Below are 18922 nucleotides of genomic sequence, written 5' to 3' on the forward strand. Positions count from 1 at the left end.
CACCTTTCTTAATGGATATATATTCCTACTAGATAGACGCCTGCTTGTCTGTTTGGTTGCGGTGATGTTCTCTTAATAGACTCAGTACCGAATCGATCACAGCTTGCGGCTGATAGAGTTGAATGGAATGCCAGCTATCCGTGGCGATGATCTGCTGCGTCTTTCCGGTTAGCTGGAGGAGCTTCTTCTGTGATTGTTGCCAATCTTCATTTTGTCTTCCGGCGGATAATACGATGACTGGTAATTCCGAATCTAAAGGCTCTGACTCTATTAACTGGAGGGCACTTTCTATGGTGCAGAGAGATTCCAGATAAGCCGCTTTATACGCATTATTCCGATATCCCAGAGCAGTCACTTTTTGTTGGACAGGTGGAGGTAACCGTTTTGCACCAATATGTTGTTTTAATAGACGGGGCAACCCTATGGGGGACCAAAGATAACCCATTCGCAGTCGTCTCAGGTGCCGCAGCCGCTCTTCATATCTGATTTGATCAAAAGTGGATTCGATGAATCTTTGCTCATGTGTGGAGTCCACAAGAATAATCCCGGAGACCTCTTCAGGATACTTAGAAGCATACAGCCGCATGATCATTCCGCCATAGGAGTGCCCTACAAGGATGTATGGGGGTTCTAATTCAAGCTGCGTTAGTAATTCCCGCAAATCACGGACATAGCCTTCGCAAGTCGGCTCACTGATAGGTGTAGTGCTCCAACCGAACCCGGCCCGGTCATAGGAGAGGACCTTGGTATGTTTGGCTAATACGGGCTGAACCAGCGACCAATCCAGAGCACAACCGCCCATTCCTGATTCCAATAGAATCGTCGGAAGATTACTCGTGTTGCTGCCGGCAACAATCGCATGGAGACGGTGTGTTCCCACAGAGATTATTTCTCCTGGAGCCTTATATTTATACAGAAGGTATCTGGAAAGAGCCGCTTGAATCCATGTGAATGGAAGTCCGATCAGAGAGATAATTACACGAAGAAGGCTTTCGGTATAATTAATTTTGCTCATGAGACACCTCATTTCCTGTTCTAACTTGCATATTATAGGATTCATTTGATTGTTAAAGAGAAATCTCACAGTATCCATTTCCTATTTTATTTCGGCCTACGCTTATCTGATCTTTTGGAGAAAAGATTTGCTTGAAGCTTTCCCGGGCATGAAGTATACTATTCTCGGGAAGGTTAAGCGCTTACCCTCTGAGGAGGATAAGCGAACATGGTTAAACCGATTGTAGTTGGCATTATCGGTGCGGGGAGAATCGGCCGCCTCCACGCTGACAATCTGCGTGCGATGCCGTCGTTCAAGCTGAAGTCCATAGCTGAAGCTATGATGAGTGAGGAATTGCTGGCCTGGGCAGAGAGCAGGGGGCTTGGCTCTGTTTTTGCTGCGGGTGAAGATATACTGAATGATCCTGAGATTGAAGCGGTGTTCATCTGCACGCCGACCGATTCGCATGCGTCCTGGATTGAGCGGGCTGCGCTTGCGGGTAAACATATTTTCTGTGAGAAGCCCATCAGTCTCTCCTCGGAAGAAACCCAGCGGGCCTTGCAGGCGGCAGAGGACGCTGGTGTGCTGCTGCAAGTGGGCTTCAACCGCCGGATGGACCCCAGCTTCCGCAAGCTGAAGCGGCTGGTTCAATCTGGGGAACTGGGAAATCCGCATATTGTGAAGATCACCTCGCGTGACCCGCAGCCTCCCGGTGAGGCCTATGTACGGTCTTCGGGCGGAATGTTCATGGATATGACGATTCATGATTTCGATATGGCCCGTTATCTGGTAGGCAGTGAAGTGGCCGAGGTCTACACCCGGGGGGCGAATCTGATTGATCCGATGTTCGGCCGTTGCGGGGATGTGGACACCGCCGTCATTACACTGACATTCGTGAACGGGGCGATCTGTGTGATCGACAACAGCCGGAAGGCTGTATACGGCTATGATCAACGGGTCGAGGTCTTCGGGACGCTGGGTTCGGCAACGGCCGACAACTGCCGCCCGACAACAGTGGAGGTATCCACCGCGACTTCGGTTACCCGCGATCAGCCGGAGCATTTCTTCCTGGAGCGCTATAACCAGGCATTTATGGAGGAGATTGTTGCATTTGCCCGTTCGGTAAGGCTCCAGGAGCCTGTCATTTGCAGCGGCCGTGACGGCGAAGCCGCACAGCTCATTGCTGAAGCGGCCAGACAATCGTATCTGAGCGGACTTCCCGTCAAGCTGTCTGTGACTGCTGCGGAAGCAGGGTTTTCTGAACTGCAAGCCTTGTAAGCGGATACAGATATTGAAGACAGAGGAGGATGAACGAAGATGCCTGATTTACTCGTTAAGGCCGGAGCGCCGGATAAGGATGGCTGTATCGCTGCGGTCAGCCCGGAGAGCGCCGGATGGAAATATGTCGGGTTCGAGGTGTACCAATTGCAGGCCGGGGCTACCCTGGAACGTGATAGCGGTGGGAAAGAGATCTGCCTGGTGCTGCTGGCAGGCAAAGCAGATATAGTGGTGGATGGCGAGCGGTTCGCCGACATCGGCGGACGGATGTCGGTCTTTGAAGACAAGGCTCCTTATGCTGTATATGTTCCGGCGGGAGCGCATTATGAGGTTAGCGCATTGACAGAGCTGGAGCTTGGGGTCTGCCTTGCTCCGGGAAGCGGTAAATATCCGGCACGGCTGATTACCCCATCAGATGCGGCAATCGAGGACCGCGGCTATGGCAGCATGACCCGCAAAGTCGTTAATATCCTGCCGGAGCACAGCGTAGCCGAGAGCCTGCTGGTGGTCGAGGTGCGCACGGGCGGCGGCAACTGGTCCAGCTATCCGCCGCACAAGCATGACCAGGATAACCTGCCGGCGGAATCCTACCTGGAGGAAACGTACTATCACCGGGTCAATCCCGCCAAGGGCTTCGTGGTGCAGCGGGTCTACAATGATGACCGCAGTCTCGACGAGACTATTGCTGTCCCGGATAGGAGCATCGTGCTGGTGCCGGAGGGGTATCACCCTGTCTCTGCGCCGCCGGGATATGACTCCTATTATCTTAACGTAATGGCCGGACCCGTCCGCACGTGGGTGTTCCACAATGATCCCGATCATGAGTGGCTGTTCAAGCCGGGTGCAGGCGGGCCTGCCAAGGAAGAGTGAACGGGTGACGCAGGCAGTTTCATAGAGTAATCTTAAGGCTTCCGCTGGGCGGAGGCCTTTTCTGCCTTTACAATCCAAATGAAGCTGTGCGATGCTGCCGATGTAGTGATTCGGAGTTGGCTTCTGTGCGAAATGCTGTATTTTTTGCAACAATGAGGAATAGATAGCTGAAGTTTGGCAGAGATGTTGCAGGGAATGCAACAATATCTCCAGAAGGTTGCCAGAAGAAGGCTGAATCCTGCTAAAAGTACAACAATTCTGCGTTTGGAGACTATGCGGAGAGAGGATGTTGCATTATGTGCAGGATTTGCGGAAAGTAACAGGACTTGCGCGAACTGGCGGAGCTGACCTGTGTTAACCGGTAAACCAATCTGTGGCGGCACACCTGTTGAAATAGACAGCGCTGGAGGACTTCCTTATAATCTAGTTATTAGAAGGCATGAACGCAAAGGCGGGCTTAAACCATGAAACCTACAATCTATGATGTGGCACGGGAAGCAGGCGTCTCTATCGCTACGGTGTCGAAGGTATTGAATAAGAGCGGCCGGATCAGCGACAAGACGCGGGAAAAAGTAGCACGGGTCATGGAGGAGCTGAACTACCAGCCCAGTCTGGTAGCTTCTGCTCTGACCAGCCGCCGGACGGGGACCATCGGGCTGATGATTCCCGATATTGCCAATCCTTTTTTTGCGGAGACAGCCCGCGGCATCGAAGATGTTGCCCAGGAGCAGGGCAGCGACTTAATCGTATGCAGTACTGACCGCAGCGACGAGAAGGCGGCCCGGTACATCTCGTTGCTGCTGCGTAAACGGGTGGATGGCCTGATCATTGCCTCTCATACGGGGAATCCTGAGCTGATTCGCGGAATGGTGGCTGATCATGTGCCGCTCGTGCTGTTCTCAGCCGATATCCGTATGCTGGAGGGCAACAGTGTCACCGTCGATGATTACAAAGGCGGCTATCAGGCCACGGAATATTTGCTGTCCCTCGGTCACCGCAGACTGGGAGTGATCTCTGACAATCTGCCGGGGAGCAGGCTGCGGGTGGAGGGGTTCCTGGATGCGTTGAAGGCGGCAGGGATTTCTTTTGACAATCCGGCGAATCTGATCCACACCTCGGCTACACTGGAGAACGGACGCACGGCAGCGGCAGAAATGCTGAACCAGGCACAAGAGATACGCCCGACCGCCATTTTTGCCTGCAATGACCTGCTGGCGATCGGGGTGCTCAAGGAGGCGCGCAGTGCCGGCCTGTCGATTCCCCGCGACCTGTCCGTAGTGGGCTTCGACAATACGATGCTGGCCGAAATCTGCCATCCCTCGCTGACCAGTATCGCCCAGCCTCTGCGCGAGATGACCGAGCAGGCGATGCTTCTGCTGAATGAAGCGATCAGCAACCCCGCCAGCCCCAAGCGCAAAATCATGCTGATGCCCGAGCTGGTCATCCGCCATTCGACCGGTCCGGTTCCGCACTAACCACACACTATCTACTCAAGACCTGTTCCGGCTGCGGCTGGGAGCAGGTCCTTTTTGTGTGCTGTAGTAGTGTGGAAGAGCGCAGGTGTGTGGGGGACGTGGACCGGATGTATGCGGAAAACGGAATACAATGGGCTAGTGAGCCTATGAGTGGGCGGAGGTATGCGGAAAACCGAATACATTGGGCCGGACGAATGCGCGTGGGCAAGATGTATGCGGAAAACGGAATACAATGGGCTAGTGAGCCTATGAGTGGGCGGAGGTATGCGGAAAACCGAATACATTGGGCCGGGCGAATGCGCGTGGGCAAGATGTATGCGGAAAACGGAATACAATGTGCCGGACGAGTGCACGTGGGTGAGGATATATGCGAAAAACCGAATACAATGTGCCAGCCGACTCTCCCCGTTAGGCATCAGCGTGTGCTAAGGCGGAGAACAAGTGGATTTACTACAACTACTGAGGAACGATTGCCCGCCAGAGGGACAGCAGTTGGAAAAATGGCACTTAAATAATCCCGATATCCACATCGGCGGCAAAATCAATCAGAGTAGTTGCTGTTTTTCCGCTTGCTTGCTCCTTATCGACAAAAACCGATGAATTAAGCTGCGTTTTTCCACCTATTTTCCGTGGGGGGCTCTTCCCCTTCAACTTCTTCCACCCGATTTTTGATATCGCTTTCAAATTGAGGATTGCCAAAAGCGCGCTTCTAAACTATACTAAAGTAGAAAATTAGGTTAAGCGCTTACCCTCCCCCCAAGAGATGAAATGAAACACTCTGTTCTTACGATTGTGCGATTTATAACTTCATTATGCGATGTACAGCTTCACTGTACGAATTACAACTTCCCTGCGCGATGATAGCTCCACTGTACGATTCACAGCTTCACTGTCCAATTGACGACGATTTACAGCCATTCGTATTGCCGAATGAACTATCTTTTCCCTAGCTTGATTAAGGAGGCATCACTATGAAGGGTTTACAGTTCGACCCTGACCGGCGGCTGGATGTAGTTGCTGTTGGCCGGTTGTGTATAGATTTGAACGCCAATGAGACCGGGCGGCCGATGGAAGAGACGATGACCTTCACCAAATATGTCGGCGGCTCTCCGGCCAATATTATCATCGGTGCAGCGCGGCTCGGTATGCGTACCGGCTTCATCGGCAAGCTGGCCGACGACCAGATGGGCAGGTTCATCCGCAGCTATCTGCAAAAGGATGGCATCGACGACAGCCAGGTCTGCGTGGACCGGACGGGTGCGGTGACGGGGCTGGCTTTTACAGAAATTAAGAGCCCGCAGGAATGCAGCATTCTGATGTACCGCGACCATGTGGCCGATCTGCTGCTGAACACGGAGGAGATCTCAGAAGAGTACATCGCCAGCTCCAAGGCGCTGCTCATCTCCGGCACGGCGCTGGCGCAGAGTCCTTCCCGCGAAGCGGTGTTCCTGGCGCTGGAATTCGCCCGCAAGCATAACGTGACCGTGTTCTTTGATCTCGATTACCGCCCTTATACCTGGACATCAGCCGCTGAAACGGCGGTCTACTATAACCTTGCTGCCGAGAAAAGCCACTGCATCATCGGCACGCGCGAAGAATTCGACATGATGGAGAATCTGTACAATCTGGCAGGCGCGGATGATCAGGCGACGGCAGCCCGCTGGTTCTCGCATCAGGCAGAGCTGGTGGTCATCAAGCACGGCGGCAGCGGCTCGATCGGCTATACAGCGGATGGGCAGAGCCACCGGAGCGGGATTTTCCCGGCTAAGGTCCTCAAGACGTTCGGTGCAGGCGATTCCTATGCGTCAGCCTTCATCCACGCTCTGATGAGCGGGCACAGTGTCAGCGAGGCGATGCGGCGCGGCAGTGCTTCGGCCTCCATTGTCATCTCCCGCCACAGCTGCTCCGATGCGATGCCAACCCTGGAGGAGCTGGAGGAATTCCTGCGGACCAACGAGGAGGTTACAGCAGGAGCGCAATAAGCAAGGGTAGTCAGCAGACTTTATATAGAACCGAAGGAGTGGACATAAATGACAGAGCAAACGGCACAAGTACTCAAAAATTATATCGGCGGGCAATGGGTAACAGCCGATACGGAGCAGACGGAGCCGGTAGTGAATCCGGCCACAGGTGAGCTGCTGGGCAGAACGCCTCTATCCGGCAGAGCCGATGTGGACCGGGCGGTGGCGGCGGCTAAGGCAGCTTTTGCAGGCTGGTCCGCAACACCGGTGCCGCGCAGAGCACGGATTCTGTTCAAATATCAGCAGCTGCTGGTCGAGAATTGGGAGAAGCTGGCGAAGATCATCACCATGGAGAACGGCAAAAGCTTCAAAGAAGCCTACGGCGAGGTCCAGCGCGGCATTGAATGCGTAGAATTCGCGGCGGGTGCTCCGACACTGATGATGGGCCGGCAGCTGCCGGATATTGCTACTGGTATCGAGTCGGGGATGTACCGTTACCCAATCGGGGTGGTCGGCGGGATTACCCCGTTCAATTTCCCGATGATGGTGCCTTGCTGGATGTTCCCGCTGGCGATTGCCTGCGGCAATACCTTTGTGCTGAAGCCCTCGGAGCGGACACCGCTGCTGGCAGCCCGCCTTGCGGAACTGCTGGAGGAAGCCGGACTGCCGGAGGGTGTGCTGAATGTGGTGAACGGCGCGCATGAGGTGGTGAACGGGCTGCTGGAGCACCCGGATGTGAAGGCGATTTCTTTTGTCGGATCACAGCCGGTGGCGGAATATGTATACAAAAAAGGAACGGACCATCTCAAGCGCGTGCAAGCGCTGGCCGGAGCGAAGAACCACTCGATCGTGCTGGCGGACGCGAACCTGGAAGCCTCAGCCTCCCAGATAGTGAATGCGGCCTTCGGCTCTGCCGGGGAACGCTGCATGGCCTGCTCGGTAGTAACGGTACAGGAGGAAGTCGCTGATGAGCTGATCTCGATCCTGCTGCGGGAGTGCAATAGCATGACCATCGGGAATGGACTGGAGGAGGATACGTTCCTGGGGCCGGTGATCCGTCAAGGCCATAAAGAGCGAACTGTTAGCTACATTGAACAGGGAATCGCCGAAGGCGCGAAGCTGCTCAGGGATGGCCGTGAGGATGCGGCGGTGCAGGGAGAAGGTTATTTCATCGGACCTACGCTGTTCGACGGAGTGACGGAGGAGATGAAGATCTGGCAGGAGGAGATTTTTGCGCCGGTGCTGTCAGTGATCCGGGTGAAGGGTGTGGCTGAGGCGGTGGAGATTGCGAATCGCTCGCGGTTTGCGAACGGGGCTTGCATCTTTACGAATAATGGCGGTAAAGTCCGTTACTTCCGCGAACATATCGAGTCCGGCATGCTGGGAGTCAATGTTGGAGTGCCTGCGCCGATGGCCTTCTTCCCGTTCTCGGGCTGGAAGGATTCGTTCTACGGCGATCTTCATGCGAACGGAAGCGACGGAGTAGAATTCTATACGCGCAAAAAAGTCGTCACTGCCCGCTGGCAGTAGACAAGGCGAAGGGAGGACATGAAGTGGAACGTATCCGATTAACGACAGCGCAGGCGCTGGTTAAATTTCTGAATCAGCAATACGTGGATTACGGCGGCGGGCCGGAACGCTTCGTGCACGGGGTATTCACCGTGTTCGGGCATGGCAATGTACTTGGATTGGGGCAGGCCCTGCAGGAAGCGCCGGGTGAATTGACCGTCTATCAGGGACGCAATGAGCAAGGGATGGTTCACGCGGCAACGGCATTCGCCAAGCAGAGCCGCAGACGGAAGATTATGGCGTGCACCGCTTCAGTAGGTCCTGGAGCTGCTAATATGCTGACGGCTGCTGCAACAGCAACGGCGAATCAGATTCCTGTGCTGCTGCTGCCAGGAGATACCTTCGCTACCCGCCAGCCTGACCCAGTGCTCCAGCAGATGGAGCATACGCATAATCTGTCGATCACGGTTAATGACGCCTTCAAGGCAGTCAGCAAATACTGGGACCGGGTGACCCGGCCGGAGCAGCTGATGTCGGCAATGCTCAGCGCGATGCGGGTGCTGACCGATCCGGGAGATACCGGGGCGGTTACCATTGCGCTGCCGCAGGATGTGCAGGGCGAAGCCTGGGAGTATCCGGCGGATTTCTTCCGCAAGCGGATTCACCGGGTCATCGCCCGGCTGCCGCACCCGCAGGAGATCGCGGCTGCGGCTGAGCTGATCGCCAGCAAGCAGCGGCCGCTGCTGGTCTGCGGCGGGGGTGTCCGGTATGGGGATGCCGGAGCGGCGCTGCGTGCTTTTGCCGGGAAATTCGCCATTCCGTTCGGAGAGACCCAGGCCGGTAAAAGTGCCGTAGCCAGCAGCTTCGAGTACAACCTCGGCGGCATCGGTGTCACCGGCAACGGCTGCGCGAATGCGCTGGCCCCGGAGGCCGATCTGGTGATCGGCGTCGGCACCCGTTTTACGGACTTCACCACCGCCTCGAAGAGTCTGTTCAGTCATCCCGAGGTGGAATTCCTGACGCTGAACGCTTCGCCCTATCATGCGGCCAAGCTGGACGCGCTGGCGGTGGTCTGCGATGCTGCCGAAGGCTTGAACGCCTTAGCCGCAGCGCTGGAGGAGCGGGGATACCGTTCTGCGTACACGGATGAGATCACCCAGGCGAAGAAGTCATGGGCTGCGGAGAGAGAACGTTTAGCTGGCGTGGAGTATCCGGGGAATGCCGGGAATAGCGTGCCAGCGGGCAGCGCGTCTGTGGAGAGTGTTGTTGACGATAACGCCGCTGCTGGTGTGCCGGGAGCGGAGCGCTCTACAACGTCGTTCACCCCCGAAGTAGCCGGACATCTCGATGAGAAGCTCCCGGAATATGCAGAGGTGCTGGACACTTCGCTGACCCAGACGCAGGTGCTGGGGATCATTAATGAAGCTATTCCGCAGGATGCGATTGTCATTGGAGCGGCGGGCAGTCTGCCGGGAGATATGCAGCGGATGTGGAACTCGGAGGTGCCGGATACCTATCATATGGAATACGGCTTCTCATGTATGGGCTATGAGATTGCCGGGGCACTGGGCATCAAGCTGGCTGAGCCGGGGCGTGAGGTCTATGCGCTGGTCGGGGACGGCAGCTACCAGATGCTGCATTCCGAGCTGGTAACCAGCTTACAGGAGAACCGGAAGATTAACGTCCTTCTGCTGGATAATGCAGGCTTCGGCTGCATTAATAACCTGCAGATGGAGCAGGGAATGGAGAGCATGGCTACAGAATTCCGCTACCGCGAACCGGACGGCCAGCTCAGCGGCGACCTGATGCGAATTGACTATGCGGCGAGTGCGGCTGGTTATGGAGTGCAGACCTTCCGCGCGTCAACAGTTGGGGAGCTTCGCACGGCCCTTGCTGCGGCCCGCCAGTCGGAGCGTTCCACGCTGATCGATATCAAAGTGCTGCCGAAGACGATGACCCACGGGTATGACGCCTGGTGGAATGTCGGGGTTGCGGAGGTGTCCGGTAAGGAAGCCGTACAGGAGGCTTATGACCGGAAACGCAGCGGACTTGAGAAAGCCCGGAGCTACTAAGCGGGCGCTGCATGTGCGTGAAGCAGGCAGACGGCGCACAGTGCATCAAGGATTCTGCCATACTTGGGAGTGTGGAAGGGGTAGAACATGAGCATGTTCAGAGACAATGCCGTCCGGCTGGCGATCGCTCCGATTGCCTGGACGAATGATGATATGCCTGAGCTGGGAGGCGGCAATACGTTCGAGCAATGCATCAGCGAGATGGCGCTTGCCGGATATGAGGGCAGCGAGGTGGGCAATAAGTATCCGCGCTCCCCGGAGGTGCTGCACCGGGCGCTTGCGTTGCGCAGCCTGAGTATCGCCAGTGCCTGGTTCAGCGCCTTTCTGACGGTGCGGCCGTATGAAGAGACGGCTGAAGCGTTCAGAGCGCACCGGGATTTCCTGCATGAGATGGGCGCCAAGGTCATAGTCGTATCCGAGCAGGGCCGGAGCATTCAGGGGCAGATGGATACGCCGCTGTTCGCTGATAAGCCGGTATTTACCGATAGCGAATGGACTACGCTCGCAGAGGGGCTGGGCGGACTTGGGCGGCTGGCGGCGGAGAAAGATATGTCGCTGGTCTATCACCATCACATGGGCACCGGGGTGCAGACCGCAGCAGAGATTGCCCGGCTGATGGAGCTTACAGATCCTAATGAAGTGTCGCTGCTATACGATACGGGGCATCTGGCCTTCTCCGGCGAGAATCCGCTGGAGGTGCTGCGTGAGCATCTGCCGCGGATTAAGCATGTGCATCTGAAGGACATCCGGCCGGAGATGGTCCAGCGGGTGAAGGCGGAGAACCTTAGCTTCCTGCAGGCGGTAAAAGCGGGAGCCTTCACCGTACCGGGTGATGGCTGTATCGCGTTCGGAGAGATTTTTGCCGAACTGGCTGCCTCGCCCTATACGGGATGGTTCGTTGTCGAAGCGGAGCAGGACCCCGCGCTGGCCGATCCGCTGGAATATGCGATCAAGGCGCGGCGGTATATCCGGGAACATAGCGGTTTGTAGGACATCCGGGTGGCAGCCTGTATGTCTGAAGGGCAGGAATATGCGGGGGTGCACAGCTGCGGCTGTGCGCGCTCCTTTTTTTCATGAAATCCATCGATCAGGTGGAAGCTACGGGTGGAGCTAGTTGGAATTACTCCACTTGCTGCCGGAAGAATGAATCCTGGTACAACAGCAGTTGGAAAAACAGCACTTAATTTAATCACATTTCATTCAAAGTGCCATTAGCGATACGATTAAATGCTGTTTTTCCACTTGCTTGGGTATTAACGTAAGCAATTGAATAAATAAGATACATTTATCCACCTGTTGTGCCGGAGTCGGTTGCAGGCGGGGCCGAGTGGGTTGAAGGCAGTGCCGGAGTCGGTTGCAGGGGTATGGCGGGGAAAAAGGCCCGGGGGGAGTTGACTTTATCTGGTTAGCTGGAGGAGAAGCGTATGTGCTATAATGGCAGGAATTCGAACGGCGGTCAGTTGAAGAAGCTGCCGGAGTTGAAATAGATCTTATGTCGGAGAGCCGCCGCAGAGCAGCCTTGGACGAAGCATATATGAAGCGGCCGGATACGGCCGGGTATCCTGATGGTTGTGGAGGAGGTTGTCGAATGTTCCGTTCCTGGTATCGCCGGTTGCTGCTGTCTTATTTCCCTATATTTTTGCTGACGGTGACGATTCTGATCTTTGCCTCTTTTGTGTTTATTAATGATATCTCCCGGACGGAAACGAAGAAGGCAGACCGCATCTCCGCCAGCTATCTCAGGGATAGTGTAGACCGGACGATCAAGGAAGCTGAGCTGTCGGTGCTCGATGCGGTAGAGCGGAGCGATGCTTACAAGCTATACTTCAATAATCAGGGAGTGACGGACACATCGACTATCTATGCTGTGGCCCTGAGTCTGCGCAATCTGATTAAGGAATCCTCGTATATCCAGTCGGTGTATTTGTATGACCGTGTGCGTGGAAGCGTTCTAACCGATACGGGGCTGAAGGAGCTGGAGGGATTCGCCGACGAGGACTGGATCAGGGCCATGACTTCGAATCCTACAGTTCCGGAAGGCTGGCAGCCGGTCAGGGATTACCATTCGGATCTGTCCCAGCGTACAGAAATTCGTGTGCTGACAACCAATAAAGCAATGCCGCTCCCCTTCGGCTCCGGGGGGATACTGGTCATTAATATCAAAATGAGTGCACTGGAGCAGCTCATCGACAGCATGGTTAACCAGCAGCTCTCGTTCATGACGATTCTGGACGCTAATGGCAACACCGTGTACCAGGCCCATTCCGATACGCAAGGTGCGGCTGACGGTAAGCTGCTGAACACACTTAAGCTGGAGAGAAACGGCTGGACGTTTGAGAGCGGAATCAAGGCGGGGAATCTGTTCAGCTGGGTCTCTGTGATCTCTTATCTCTGGGTAGCGATTGCGGTGGGAACTGTGGTCTGTGCAGTATTGTATCTGATCTATGTAACCCGGCGCAATTATAAGCCGATCCAGGTGATTATGAACCGGATTGAGGGCCATCAGATCCGCATGATGGATCAGTCTACCGACAGGCCGGACGAGATGATGCTGATTGACGGCGTGCTGGAGGATCTGATCAACCACATGACTGATTATGATACCAAAACCAGGGAGAACCTGCTGCTTCAGCGCAGCAAGCTGTTCACTGATCTGCTGCACAGCGAGCGGCTGGAGCAGGTGACCCAGCGGCTGGAGGAGCTGTCTCCGCTTACCGGTGCGAATGCTTCCTCGCGCTTCATCGTTGTGCTTGGGGAGATTAACCGCTATGAGCAAGTATTCGAGGACCGGTATACCCGGGGGGATCAGAATACGCTGAAATTTGCTCTGATGAATGTATTCCAGGAATTGGCGCGGAATGCGGAGCTGCAGGGATGGGCAGAATGGGTGGGTACCGAACGTGCAGCGATCCTGTTCCTGGCAACCGGCGGCGATCATGAGATGGAGTCCAAACTCCGGGTCTTCGCGGAGGATTGCCGCTCCTGGGTCGAGCAGAATCTGCGGATCTCGCTCAGCTTCGGCATCGGCTCAGCCGCCGCCGGGCCGGGGATGATCCGCGAGTCTTATGCGGCAGCCGAATATGTGATGCAGCACAAGCTGCTGATTCATGAGGATATCGTCTTGGCAGGCAGCGGTGAAGTGCGCCAGCCGCTGCTTGAGACGTATAAATATCTGCAGATGATTGCTGAATTCGTGAAGTATTTCCGCATGTCGAGCGGCCAGTGGCGGGAGCAGCTGGAACGGATCTTCGAGTCGTTCGAACAGGATTTCCTGAAGGACGAGGATATCCGTTCCCTGATCCAAGCTATGCTGCAGATGCTGAGCCGCGAAGTGGCGGTGATGTCTGAGCAGCTGCAGGATGAGCTGTCGGCGGAGAATGCAGAAGTTCGGCTGAAGCAGCTGGAGGAGGCCGAGGCGCTGCATGAAGTGAAGACCATTCTCTTCGAGTATGTCACCGATTTATTCCGTACCTATGTCTCTGCAAGCGAAACGAAGAGCTACCGGGCCATGGTCAATGAGATGAAGGATTATATCGAAGAGAACTTCACTAATCCCGATCTTTCGCTGAAGCATCTGAGTGACCGGTTCCAGGTCTCCGGCAAATACGCCAGCTATCTGTTCAAGACTGAATTCAAAATGAAGTTCGTGGATTTCCTCACCGAGCTGCGGATGAAGGAAGCCGAGCAGCTGCTGACCGATACGGATTGTTCCCTGCAGGATATCGCGCTTCAAGTAGGATATGCGAATGCCATTTCATTCGGCAGAGTCTTCAAGCGCATTGCCGGTATCACGCCGGGCGATTACCGTTCCTCCAGACGCCGCGAAGCAGCCTCCAGAATGGAGCCGCAGGACTAGAGCAAGCTGTAATAATGAAGGAATTCCATTAGCCGGTGCAGTAGGGGAATCATCTGCCGCATTCGTGTAAGGTCCAGGCCGCATTTCTCTTACGCCAACCTTTGAACAAGGGGGCGAATAGCGATGCGGCCTGTATTTTTGCCCATATGAAAGCGGTTTATTGTACGAAAATGGTTGGTCTGATAAACCGGATGTCCGAATTCAGGCGCTTTGCCGCATCCGAAACAGGTTTATTGTCAGACCTTCGAAAGTTATGGAATACTGTGGTCATCCCGGAACAACAAGCAGCCTTGAACGCTGAGGGTAATACAGGCTTGAACGGGACAATGCTAAGAGTACGGGCACAGTGAAGCTCGGGGGTATCATGAAGTCACCATTATAGCCTGCTAAGGCGAGGGAGATGGAACAATGACAGTGAACGTAAACCAAACAGTTCTGAAGAAGGCAATCGGCATCGGCTTGACCGCAGTAATGGGAGCTACTCTGCTTGCAGGCTGTTCCTCAGACGGTAAATCGAATTCGGCAGCCGGAGGTACAGACGCACCCGGGAAGAGCGCAGAACGCGTAACCTTGAAGGTAGAGATCTTCGACCGCGGTAAAACGCCGAAGCAATACACCATTACCAATAACTTCATGTCTCAGATGATTCAGAAAAATTTCGGTGATCCGAATAATATCAATGTAGAATTTGTTCCGGTGCAGCGTTCAGAGGAAGTGACCAAGCTGAACGTACTGATGGCCAGCAATACGGATGTGCCGGATATTGTCTTCACTTATGATTCCAGTGTCTTCTACCGTTACGCCCAGCAAGGCGGGCTGACCGATGTGGGTTCCCTGCTTGAGGAGCACGGCCAGACGCTGAAGAAATTCATTGGTGACGAGACGATGGCCTTCGGCCAGCTCGACGGTAAGCAATTCGCGATTCCGGGTAAACGGGCGATTACAGGACGCTACACTTCATACATCCGCCAGGACTGGCTGGATAAGCTGGGGCTGCCGGTACCGAAGAACACCGATGAGCTGTACACAACTTTGAAAGCGTTTAAAGACAAGGACCCGGGCGGTCTTGGCAGCAAAACGATTCCGATGGGCATGTCCCTCGGCTCCGCTCAGCTGGAGACGCTGATCTACTCCTTCATCAAGCCGATCAGCGGCGACCTAACTTACAGCCAGCGCTACGAGCTGCCGCTGCATGAGGGCTTCAAGGATGCGGCACAGTTCCTCAACAAGCTCTACAATGAAGGTCTGGTCAGCAAGGACTTCAGTCTGGATGAAGACAAAGCCCAGGTGTCCAAGGACATTCAGAACGGCAACGTAGGCTTCTTCTCCGAGGATGTGGACAGTCTGTTCTATGCCGACGGTACGCTGGAAAATCTCTATAAGAATGTACCGGGCAGCAAGCTGCAGCCGGTAGATGTCCTCACCAATGCCAAGGTGGACAATAAGTATATCAAATCCCGCTATGCCTCGAACGGTATGTACATCATGATTCCTAAGAGCAGCAAGCGTGCAGTGGAAGCTGTGAAATACCTTGACTGGATGGCAACCGGCAACAATCTGATTGACATCTACAACGGCGTTGAAGGCGAGAACTACGTTATGGTGGATGGTATTCCGGTAGTTAAGGCTGATGTTTCTCAGGAATTCCAAGACCGTCTGTTCACTTCCGGGGACACCGCGATTATCTCTAACGGTAAGAATCTCGGCGATCAGGCCACCAATGAGAAAGCCTGGATTATGGGCTTCCCTGCGAACAACCAGGAGGCGCTGAAGCAATCTATTGATATTGCCAACACAGATACTGTGGGTCCTATCGTCTTCGGCAAGCCGATTGAATCAGAATCGAAATACGGCACTACGCTCAGCGACAAGCTCAACGTGATTATCGTGAAGACCGCGATGGCGAAGCCGGATCAATTCGATACGATTTTTGAACAGGAAATGAAGGATTACATGTCTCTGGGCGGAGACAAGCTGAAAGCGGAGTTGGAGCAGGCGCTTACAGAGATTCCAGCCAAATAAACTAAAAAAAGTGAAAACCGGGGGAGCTGGCATGCTGCTCTGCCCGGTTTTTTCTCCATAGGAGGAGAGGACCTTGAGCAAAGCGTCTTACATCAAAAGGTACTGGCAACTATACGCGCTGCTTTCACTGCCCATTATGTATTTCCTGATTTTCCGCTACGGCCCGATGTACGGGGTGCAGATTGCCTTTAAGGATTTCAACCTGTTCCAAGGCATCAACGGCAGTGAGTGGATCGGCTTCGATGCATTCCGCGAAGTGTTTGGCATGAAGGAGTTTTACAGCAGTCTGCGCAATACGTTTATGCTGAATTTTCTCGATTTGGTAGTGTCTTTCCCGGCCCCGATTATTCTGGCTATTATGCTGTATGAAGTGAAGTCGGTATGGTTCAAAAAAATATCACAGACCCTTCTCTACATTCCCCATTTCATTTCCTGGGTGATTATCGGGGGGATCGTCTATCAATTGTTCGGCAACCAATCCGGTATGGTGAACGGCCTGCTGGAGAGTATGGGGCTGAACCCTATTCCATTTTTGACCGAAAAAAATCCATGGCTGATTACTTACCTGTTCACTGGTGTCTGGCAAAGTGCCGGCTGGGGAACCATCCTGTATCTGGCGGCGCTTACCGGTGTCAACCGCGAGCTGTTCGAGGCTGCTGAAGTGGATGGTGCTACCCGGATGAAGAAGATCATCTACATTACACTGCCCAGTATCAAACCAACGATCATTACTCTGCTCATTCTCAACCTGGGGAAAATGGTCAGCATCGGCTTCGATCGTCCTTACATTATCGGGAATACGGCAGTGCGCGAATACTCCGATGTGCTTAGTACCTTCGTCTACCGGATTGGTCTGGAGTCGGGCCAGTATACACTGGCGACTGTAGTCGGATTGTTCCAGGCGGTGGTTGGACTGGTATTCATCCTTGGTTCCAATTATATATCGAAAAAAGTGACCGGCGACGGCATTCTATGATTATACAGAAAGGAGGCGGAGTACGATGAGTGAACGTACCTCTAACCGGATATTCGATATCGTTAACGTTACCTTTATTGCACTGTTCGTGCTGTTCTGCCTGGCTCCGTTTGTCCACGTTATTGCGGTATCCCTCAGCTCCACGCGGGCTATTACTTCCGGGGAAGTTACGATTTTCCCGATTGAGCTGAACTGGAAGGCGTATGTGCAGGTCTTCACCGACAATGCGATGATCCGCTCGCTGATCTTCACCATTATCCTGACGGTTGCGACTACGGTATTATGTATGCTATTCACCGTTGCAGCCGCTTACCCGCTGACCAAAAGCAAGCTGAAGGGACGCACGATGTTCATGTACCTGATCATCATCACCATGTTCTTCAGCGGCGGTATTATTCCTGAGTACCTGCTGATCCGTGATCTGCATATGATCGACTCTGTCTGGTCGCTGATTCTGCCCGGTCTGGTCAGCCCGTTCAACCTGATTATCCTGATCTCCTTCTTCCGCAGCATTCCACCGAGCTTGGAAGAGTCAGCAGAGATTGACGGCAGCTCGCATTTTCGCACCCTGCTCAAGATCATCCTGCCGTTATCTATGCCGGTTATGGCTACACTCGCGCTCTTCTATGCGGTGGGACGCTGGAACGGATTCCAGGATTCCCTGATGTATATCAATAATCCCGATTTGTATCCGCTTCAGCTGAAGCTCTTCCAGATGGTTCAGAACAATATGATCACTGAGCTGACGAACCTGGAGGGGGCGGCCCGTACCAAGCTGCCGCCGGAGAGCCTCAAGGCCGCTACTGTCGTCTTTGCCACGGTACCGATTCTGGTCGTCTATCCTTGGCTGCAGAAATATTTCGTCAGTGGTGTTATGCTAGGAGCTGTGAAGGGCTAACTAACAACACTGCGATACTGTGAGAGGAGAGACAGAGAAGATGGATAAGGGAGAGTTTTCATTCTCAACATGCTGGAACATGAGACGTCATACTACAGGTGATGGACTGCTTAATGAGATCCGGGAGCTGGGATTCCGCAGGGTAGAACTGAATTATAATGTGACGGAGGAAATGCTGGTTACCATTGAGCCGATGATTGAACGCGGGGAGATCGGTATATCGAGCGTTCATAATACGTTCCCCCATGTCGCGGACCCTGACTATGGAACGGATTCGGTCCTGCTGGGCTTCGAGGATAAGGAGAAACGGAAGCGGGCGATAGACCTGCTGGTCCGCTCTGCAGAGTACGCTCAGCGTTACGGCGGCGAAGCTGTGGTAGTGCATCCGGGAGAGGTGCCGTTCCCGTATGATATCTCTGGGGAGCTGGAGCAGATCTACGAGGGACAGGGCAGGGATTCGGCGGCTTACCGCAGCAAGTGGGCGGAGCTGATGGAGCGGCGTGAAGCGTACAGTGCCGGCTATGTACAGACCATTATCGAGAGTCTGGATGAGGTGTGTAACCGCGCGGTTTCCAAGGGGCTGGATATCCGCTTCGGCATCGAGACACGCTCCAAGCCGCAGCAGATTCCGACGCTGGCGGAAGCGAAGACGATTATCAACGCATTAAAAGGAGCACCCGTCGGCATCTGGTATGACACAGGCCACGCTATTCTGATGGACCGTCTGGGTCTGTATGACAGTATAGCGGAAATGGAAGGGCTGATGGATGATATCGTCGGTGTCCATATTCATGAGACGATCGGCCTTGCCGACCACTGGTGCCCTTATGTGAACAGCGGAGATCCGGATTTCTACGATGCCTATCTGCCGATGATTGAGCGGGCGCAGGTCAAGGTGTATGAGCTGAAGGCTGCCTGCCGGCCGGAAGAGATTCATGAGAGTCACCGTCTGCTTACAGCCAAGCTGGCACGCAGGGGATAGGCCGATTGGCGGGAGCTTCGAGAGTTCCG

Annotated in this window: 14 protein-coding genes; 12 read left to right on the forward strand and 2 right to left on the reverse strand. The window is 54.4% G+C overall.

Going from position 1 to position 18922, the window contains the following annotated elements:
* Positions 1–28: 28 nt before the first annotated feature.
* Positions 29–1015, reverse strand: a complete 987-nt coding sequence (locus MKX63_RS20320; RefSeq protein ID WP_341019611.1) for an alpha/beta hydrolase — start codon at positions 1013–1015, stop codon at positions 29–31.
* A 207-nt stretch (positions 1016–1222) separates the two neighbouring features.
* Between MKX63_RS20320 and iolG the strand changes: the two genes are divergently transcribed.
* The 3 genes from iolG to MKX63_RS20335 all read left to right on the forward strand — a co-directional run bounded on the left by iolG (position 1223) and on the right by MKX63_RS20335 (position 4617).
* Entirely contained in the window at positions 1223–2272 is a 1050-nt protein-coding gene (gene iolG / locus MKX63_RS20325; protein ID WP_341019612.1) for an inositol 2-dehydrogenase, read from the forward strand.
* Between the two features lie 39 nt (positions 2273–2311).
* A complete protein-coding gene (gene iolB, locus MKX63_RS20330; protein WP_341019613.1) occupies positions 2312–3142 on the forward strand; it encodes a 5-deoxy-glucuronate isomerase in 831 nt (276 codons plus the stop codon).
* A gap of 464 nt (positions 3143–3606) precedes the next feature.
* Complete coding sequence (locus tag MKX63_RS20335) at positions 3607–4617, forward strand: LacI family DNA-binding transcriptional regulator (protein ID WP_341019615.1); 1011 nt, start codon at positions 3607–3609, stop codon at positions 4615–4617.
* Between the two features lie 507 nt (positions 4618–5124).
* On the opposite strand, the gene MKX63_RS20340 is transcribed toward MKX63_RS20335, so the two are convergent.
* Entirely contained in the window at positions 5125–5316 is a 192-nt protein-coding gene (locus MKX63_RS20340) for a hypothetical protein (RefSeq protein WP_341019618.1), read from the reverse strand.
* Between the two features lie 272 nt (positions 5317–5588).
* Between MKX63_RS20340 and iolC the strand changes: the two genes are divergently transcribed.
* The 9 genes from iolC to MKX63_RS20385 all read left to right on the forward strand — a co-directional run bounded on the left by iolC (position 5589) and on the right by MKX63_RS20385 (position 18893).
* A complete protein-coding gene (iolC, locus tag MKX63_RS20345; protein WP_341019620.1) occupies positions 5589–6599 on the forward strand; it encodes a 5-dehydro-2-deoxygluconokinase in 1011 nt (336 codons plus the stop codon).
* 48 nt (positions 6600–6647) lie between these two features.
* Positions 6648–8108: a CoA-acylating methylmalonate-semialdehyde dehydrogenase gene (locus MKX63_RS20350; protein WP_341019622.1), complete on the forward strand. Its 1461-nt coding sequence runs from the start codon at positions 6648–6650 to the stop codon at positions 8106–8108.
* Positions 8109–8131: 23 nt separating this feature from the next.
* Entirely contained in the window at positions 8132–10159 is a 2028-nt protein-coding gene (iolD, locus tag MKX63_RS20355) for a 3D-(3,5/4)-trihydroxycyclohexane-1,2-dione acylhydrolase (decyclizing) (RefSeq protein ID WP_341019623.1), read from the forward strand.
* Positions 10160–10252: 93 nt separating this feature from the next.
* On the forward strand, positions 10253–11149 hold the full coding sequence (gene iolE / locus MKX63_RS20360) for a myo-inosose-2 dehydratase (RefSeq protein ID WP_341023151.1): 897 nt from the start codon (positions 10253–10255) through the stop codon (positions 11147–11149).
* A gap of 598 nt (positions 11150–11747) precedes the next feature.
* Positions 11748–14015 carry a helix-turn-helix domain-containing protein gene (locus MKX63_RS20365; protein ID WP_341019625.1) on the forward strand — a complete coding sequence of 756 codons (2268 nt, stop codon included), beginning with the start codon at positions 11748–11750 and terminating at the stop codon, positions 14013–14015.
* Positions 14016–14423: 408 nt separating this feature from the next.
* Positions 14424–16037: an extracellular solute-binding protein gene (locus MKX63_RS20370; protein WP_341019627.1), complete on the forward strand. Its 1614-nt coding sequence runs from the start codon at positions 14424–14426 to the stop codon at positions 16035–16037.
* Positions 16038–16173: 136 nt separating this feature from the next.
* Positions 16174–17013 carry an ABC transporter permease gene (locus MKX63_RS20375; protein WP_341023153.1) on the forward strand — a complete coding sequence of 280 codons (840 nt, stop codon included), beginning with the start codon at positions 16174–16176 and terminating at the stop codon, positions 17011–17013.
* A gap of 25 nt (positions 17014–17038) precedes the next feature.
* Positions 17039–17911 (forward strand): carbohydrate ABC transporter permease, encoded by an 873-nt coding sequence (locus MKX63_RS20380; RefSeq protein ID WP_341019629.1) that lies wholly within the window; start codon positions 17039–17041, stop codon positions 17909–17911.
* Between the two features lie 79 nt (positions 17912–17990).
* Positions 17991–18893, forward strand: coding sequence for a sugar phosphate isomerase/epimerase family protein (locus MKX63_RS20385; protein ID WP_341019631.1), 903 nt, complete (start codon positions 17991–17993; stop codon positions 18891–18893).
* Positions 18894–18922 lie beyond the last annotated feature (29 nt).

Origin of the sequence: Paenibacillus sp. FSL R7-0179 (assembly GCF_038002265.1) — a bacterium.
In the GTDB taxonomy this organism is placed as follows: Bacteria; Bacillota; Bacilli; order Paenibacillales; family Paenibacillaceae; genus Paenibacillus_AQ.

Bases quoted from the DNA above. Each gene is read 5' to 3' on its own strand.
- MKX63_RS20320 (WP_341019611.1), bottom strand. From the start codon at position 1,015: ATGAGCAAAATTAATTATACCGAAAGCCTTCTTCGTGTAATTATCTCT.
- iolG (WP_341019612.1), top strand. From the start codon at position 1,223: ATGGTTAAACCGATTGTAGTTGGCATTATCGGTGCGGGGAGAATCGGC.
- iolB (WP_341019613.1), top strand. From the start codon at position 2,312: ATGCCTGATTTACTCGTTAAGGCCGGAGCGCCGGATAAGGATGGCTGT.
- MKX63_RS20335 (WP_341019615.1), top strand. From the start codon at position 3,607: ATGAAACCTACAATCTATGATGTGGCACGGGAAGCAGGCGTCTCTATC.
- iolC (WP_341019620.1), top strand. From the start codon at position 5,589: ATGAAGGGTTTACAGTTCGACCCTGACCGGCGGCTGGATGTAGTTGCT.
- MKX63_RS20350 (WP_341019622.1), top strand. From the start codon at position 6,648: ATGACAGAGCAAACGGCACAAGTACTCAAAAATTATATCGGCGGGCAA.
- iolE (WP_341023151.1), top strand. From the start codon at position 10,253: ATGTTCAGAGACAATGCCGTCCGGCTGGCGATCGCTCCGATTGCCTGG.
- MKX63_RS20365 (WP_341019625.1), top strand. From the start codon at position 11,748: ATGTTCCGTTCCTGGTATCGCCGGTTGCTGCTGTCTTATTTCCCTATA.
- MKX63_RS20370 (WP_341019627.1), top strand. From the start codon at position 14,424: ATGACAGTGAACGTAAACCAAACAGTTCTGAAGAAGGCAATCGGCATC.
- MKX63_RS20375 (WP_341023153.1), top strand. From the start codon at position 16,174: ATGTATTTCCTGATTTTCCGCTACGGCCCGATGTACGGGGTGCAGATT.
- MKX63_RS20380 (WP_341019629.1), top strand. From the start codon at position 17,039: ATGAGTGAACGTACCTCTAACCGGATATTCGATATCGTTAACGTTACC.
- MKX63_RS20385 (WP_341019631.1), top strand. From the start codon at position 17,991: ATGAGACGTCATACTACAGGTGATGGACTGCTTAATGAGATCCGGGAG.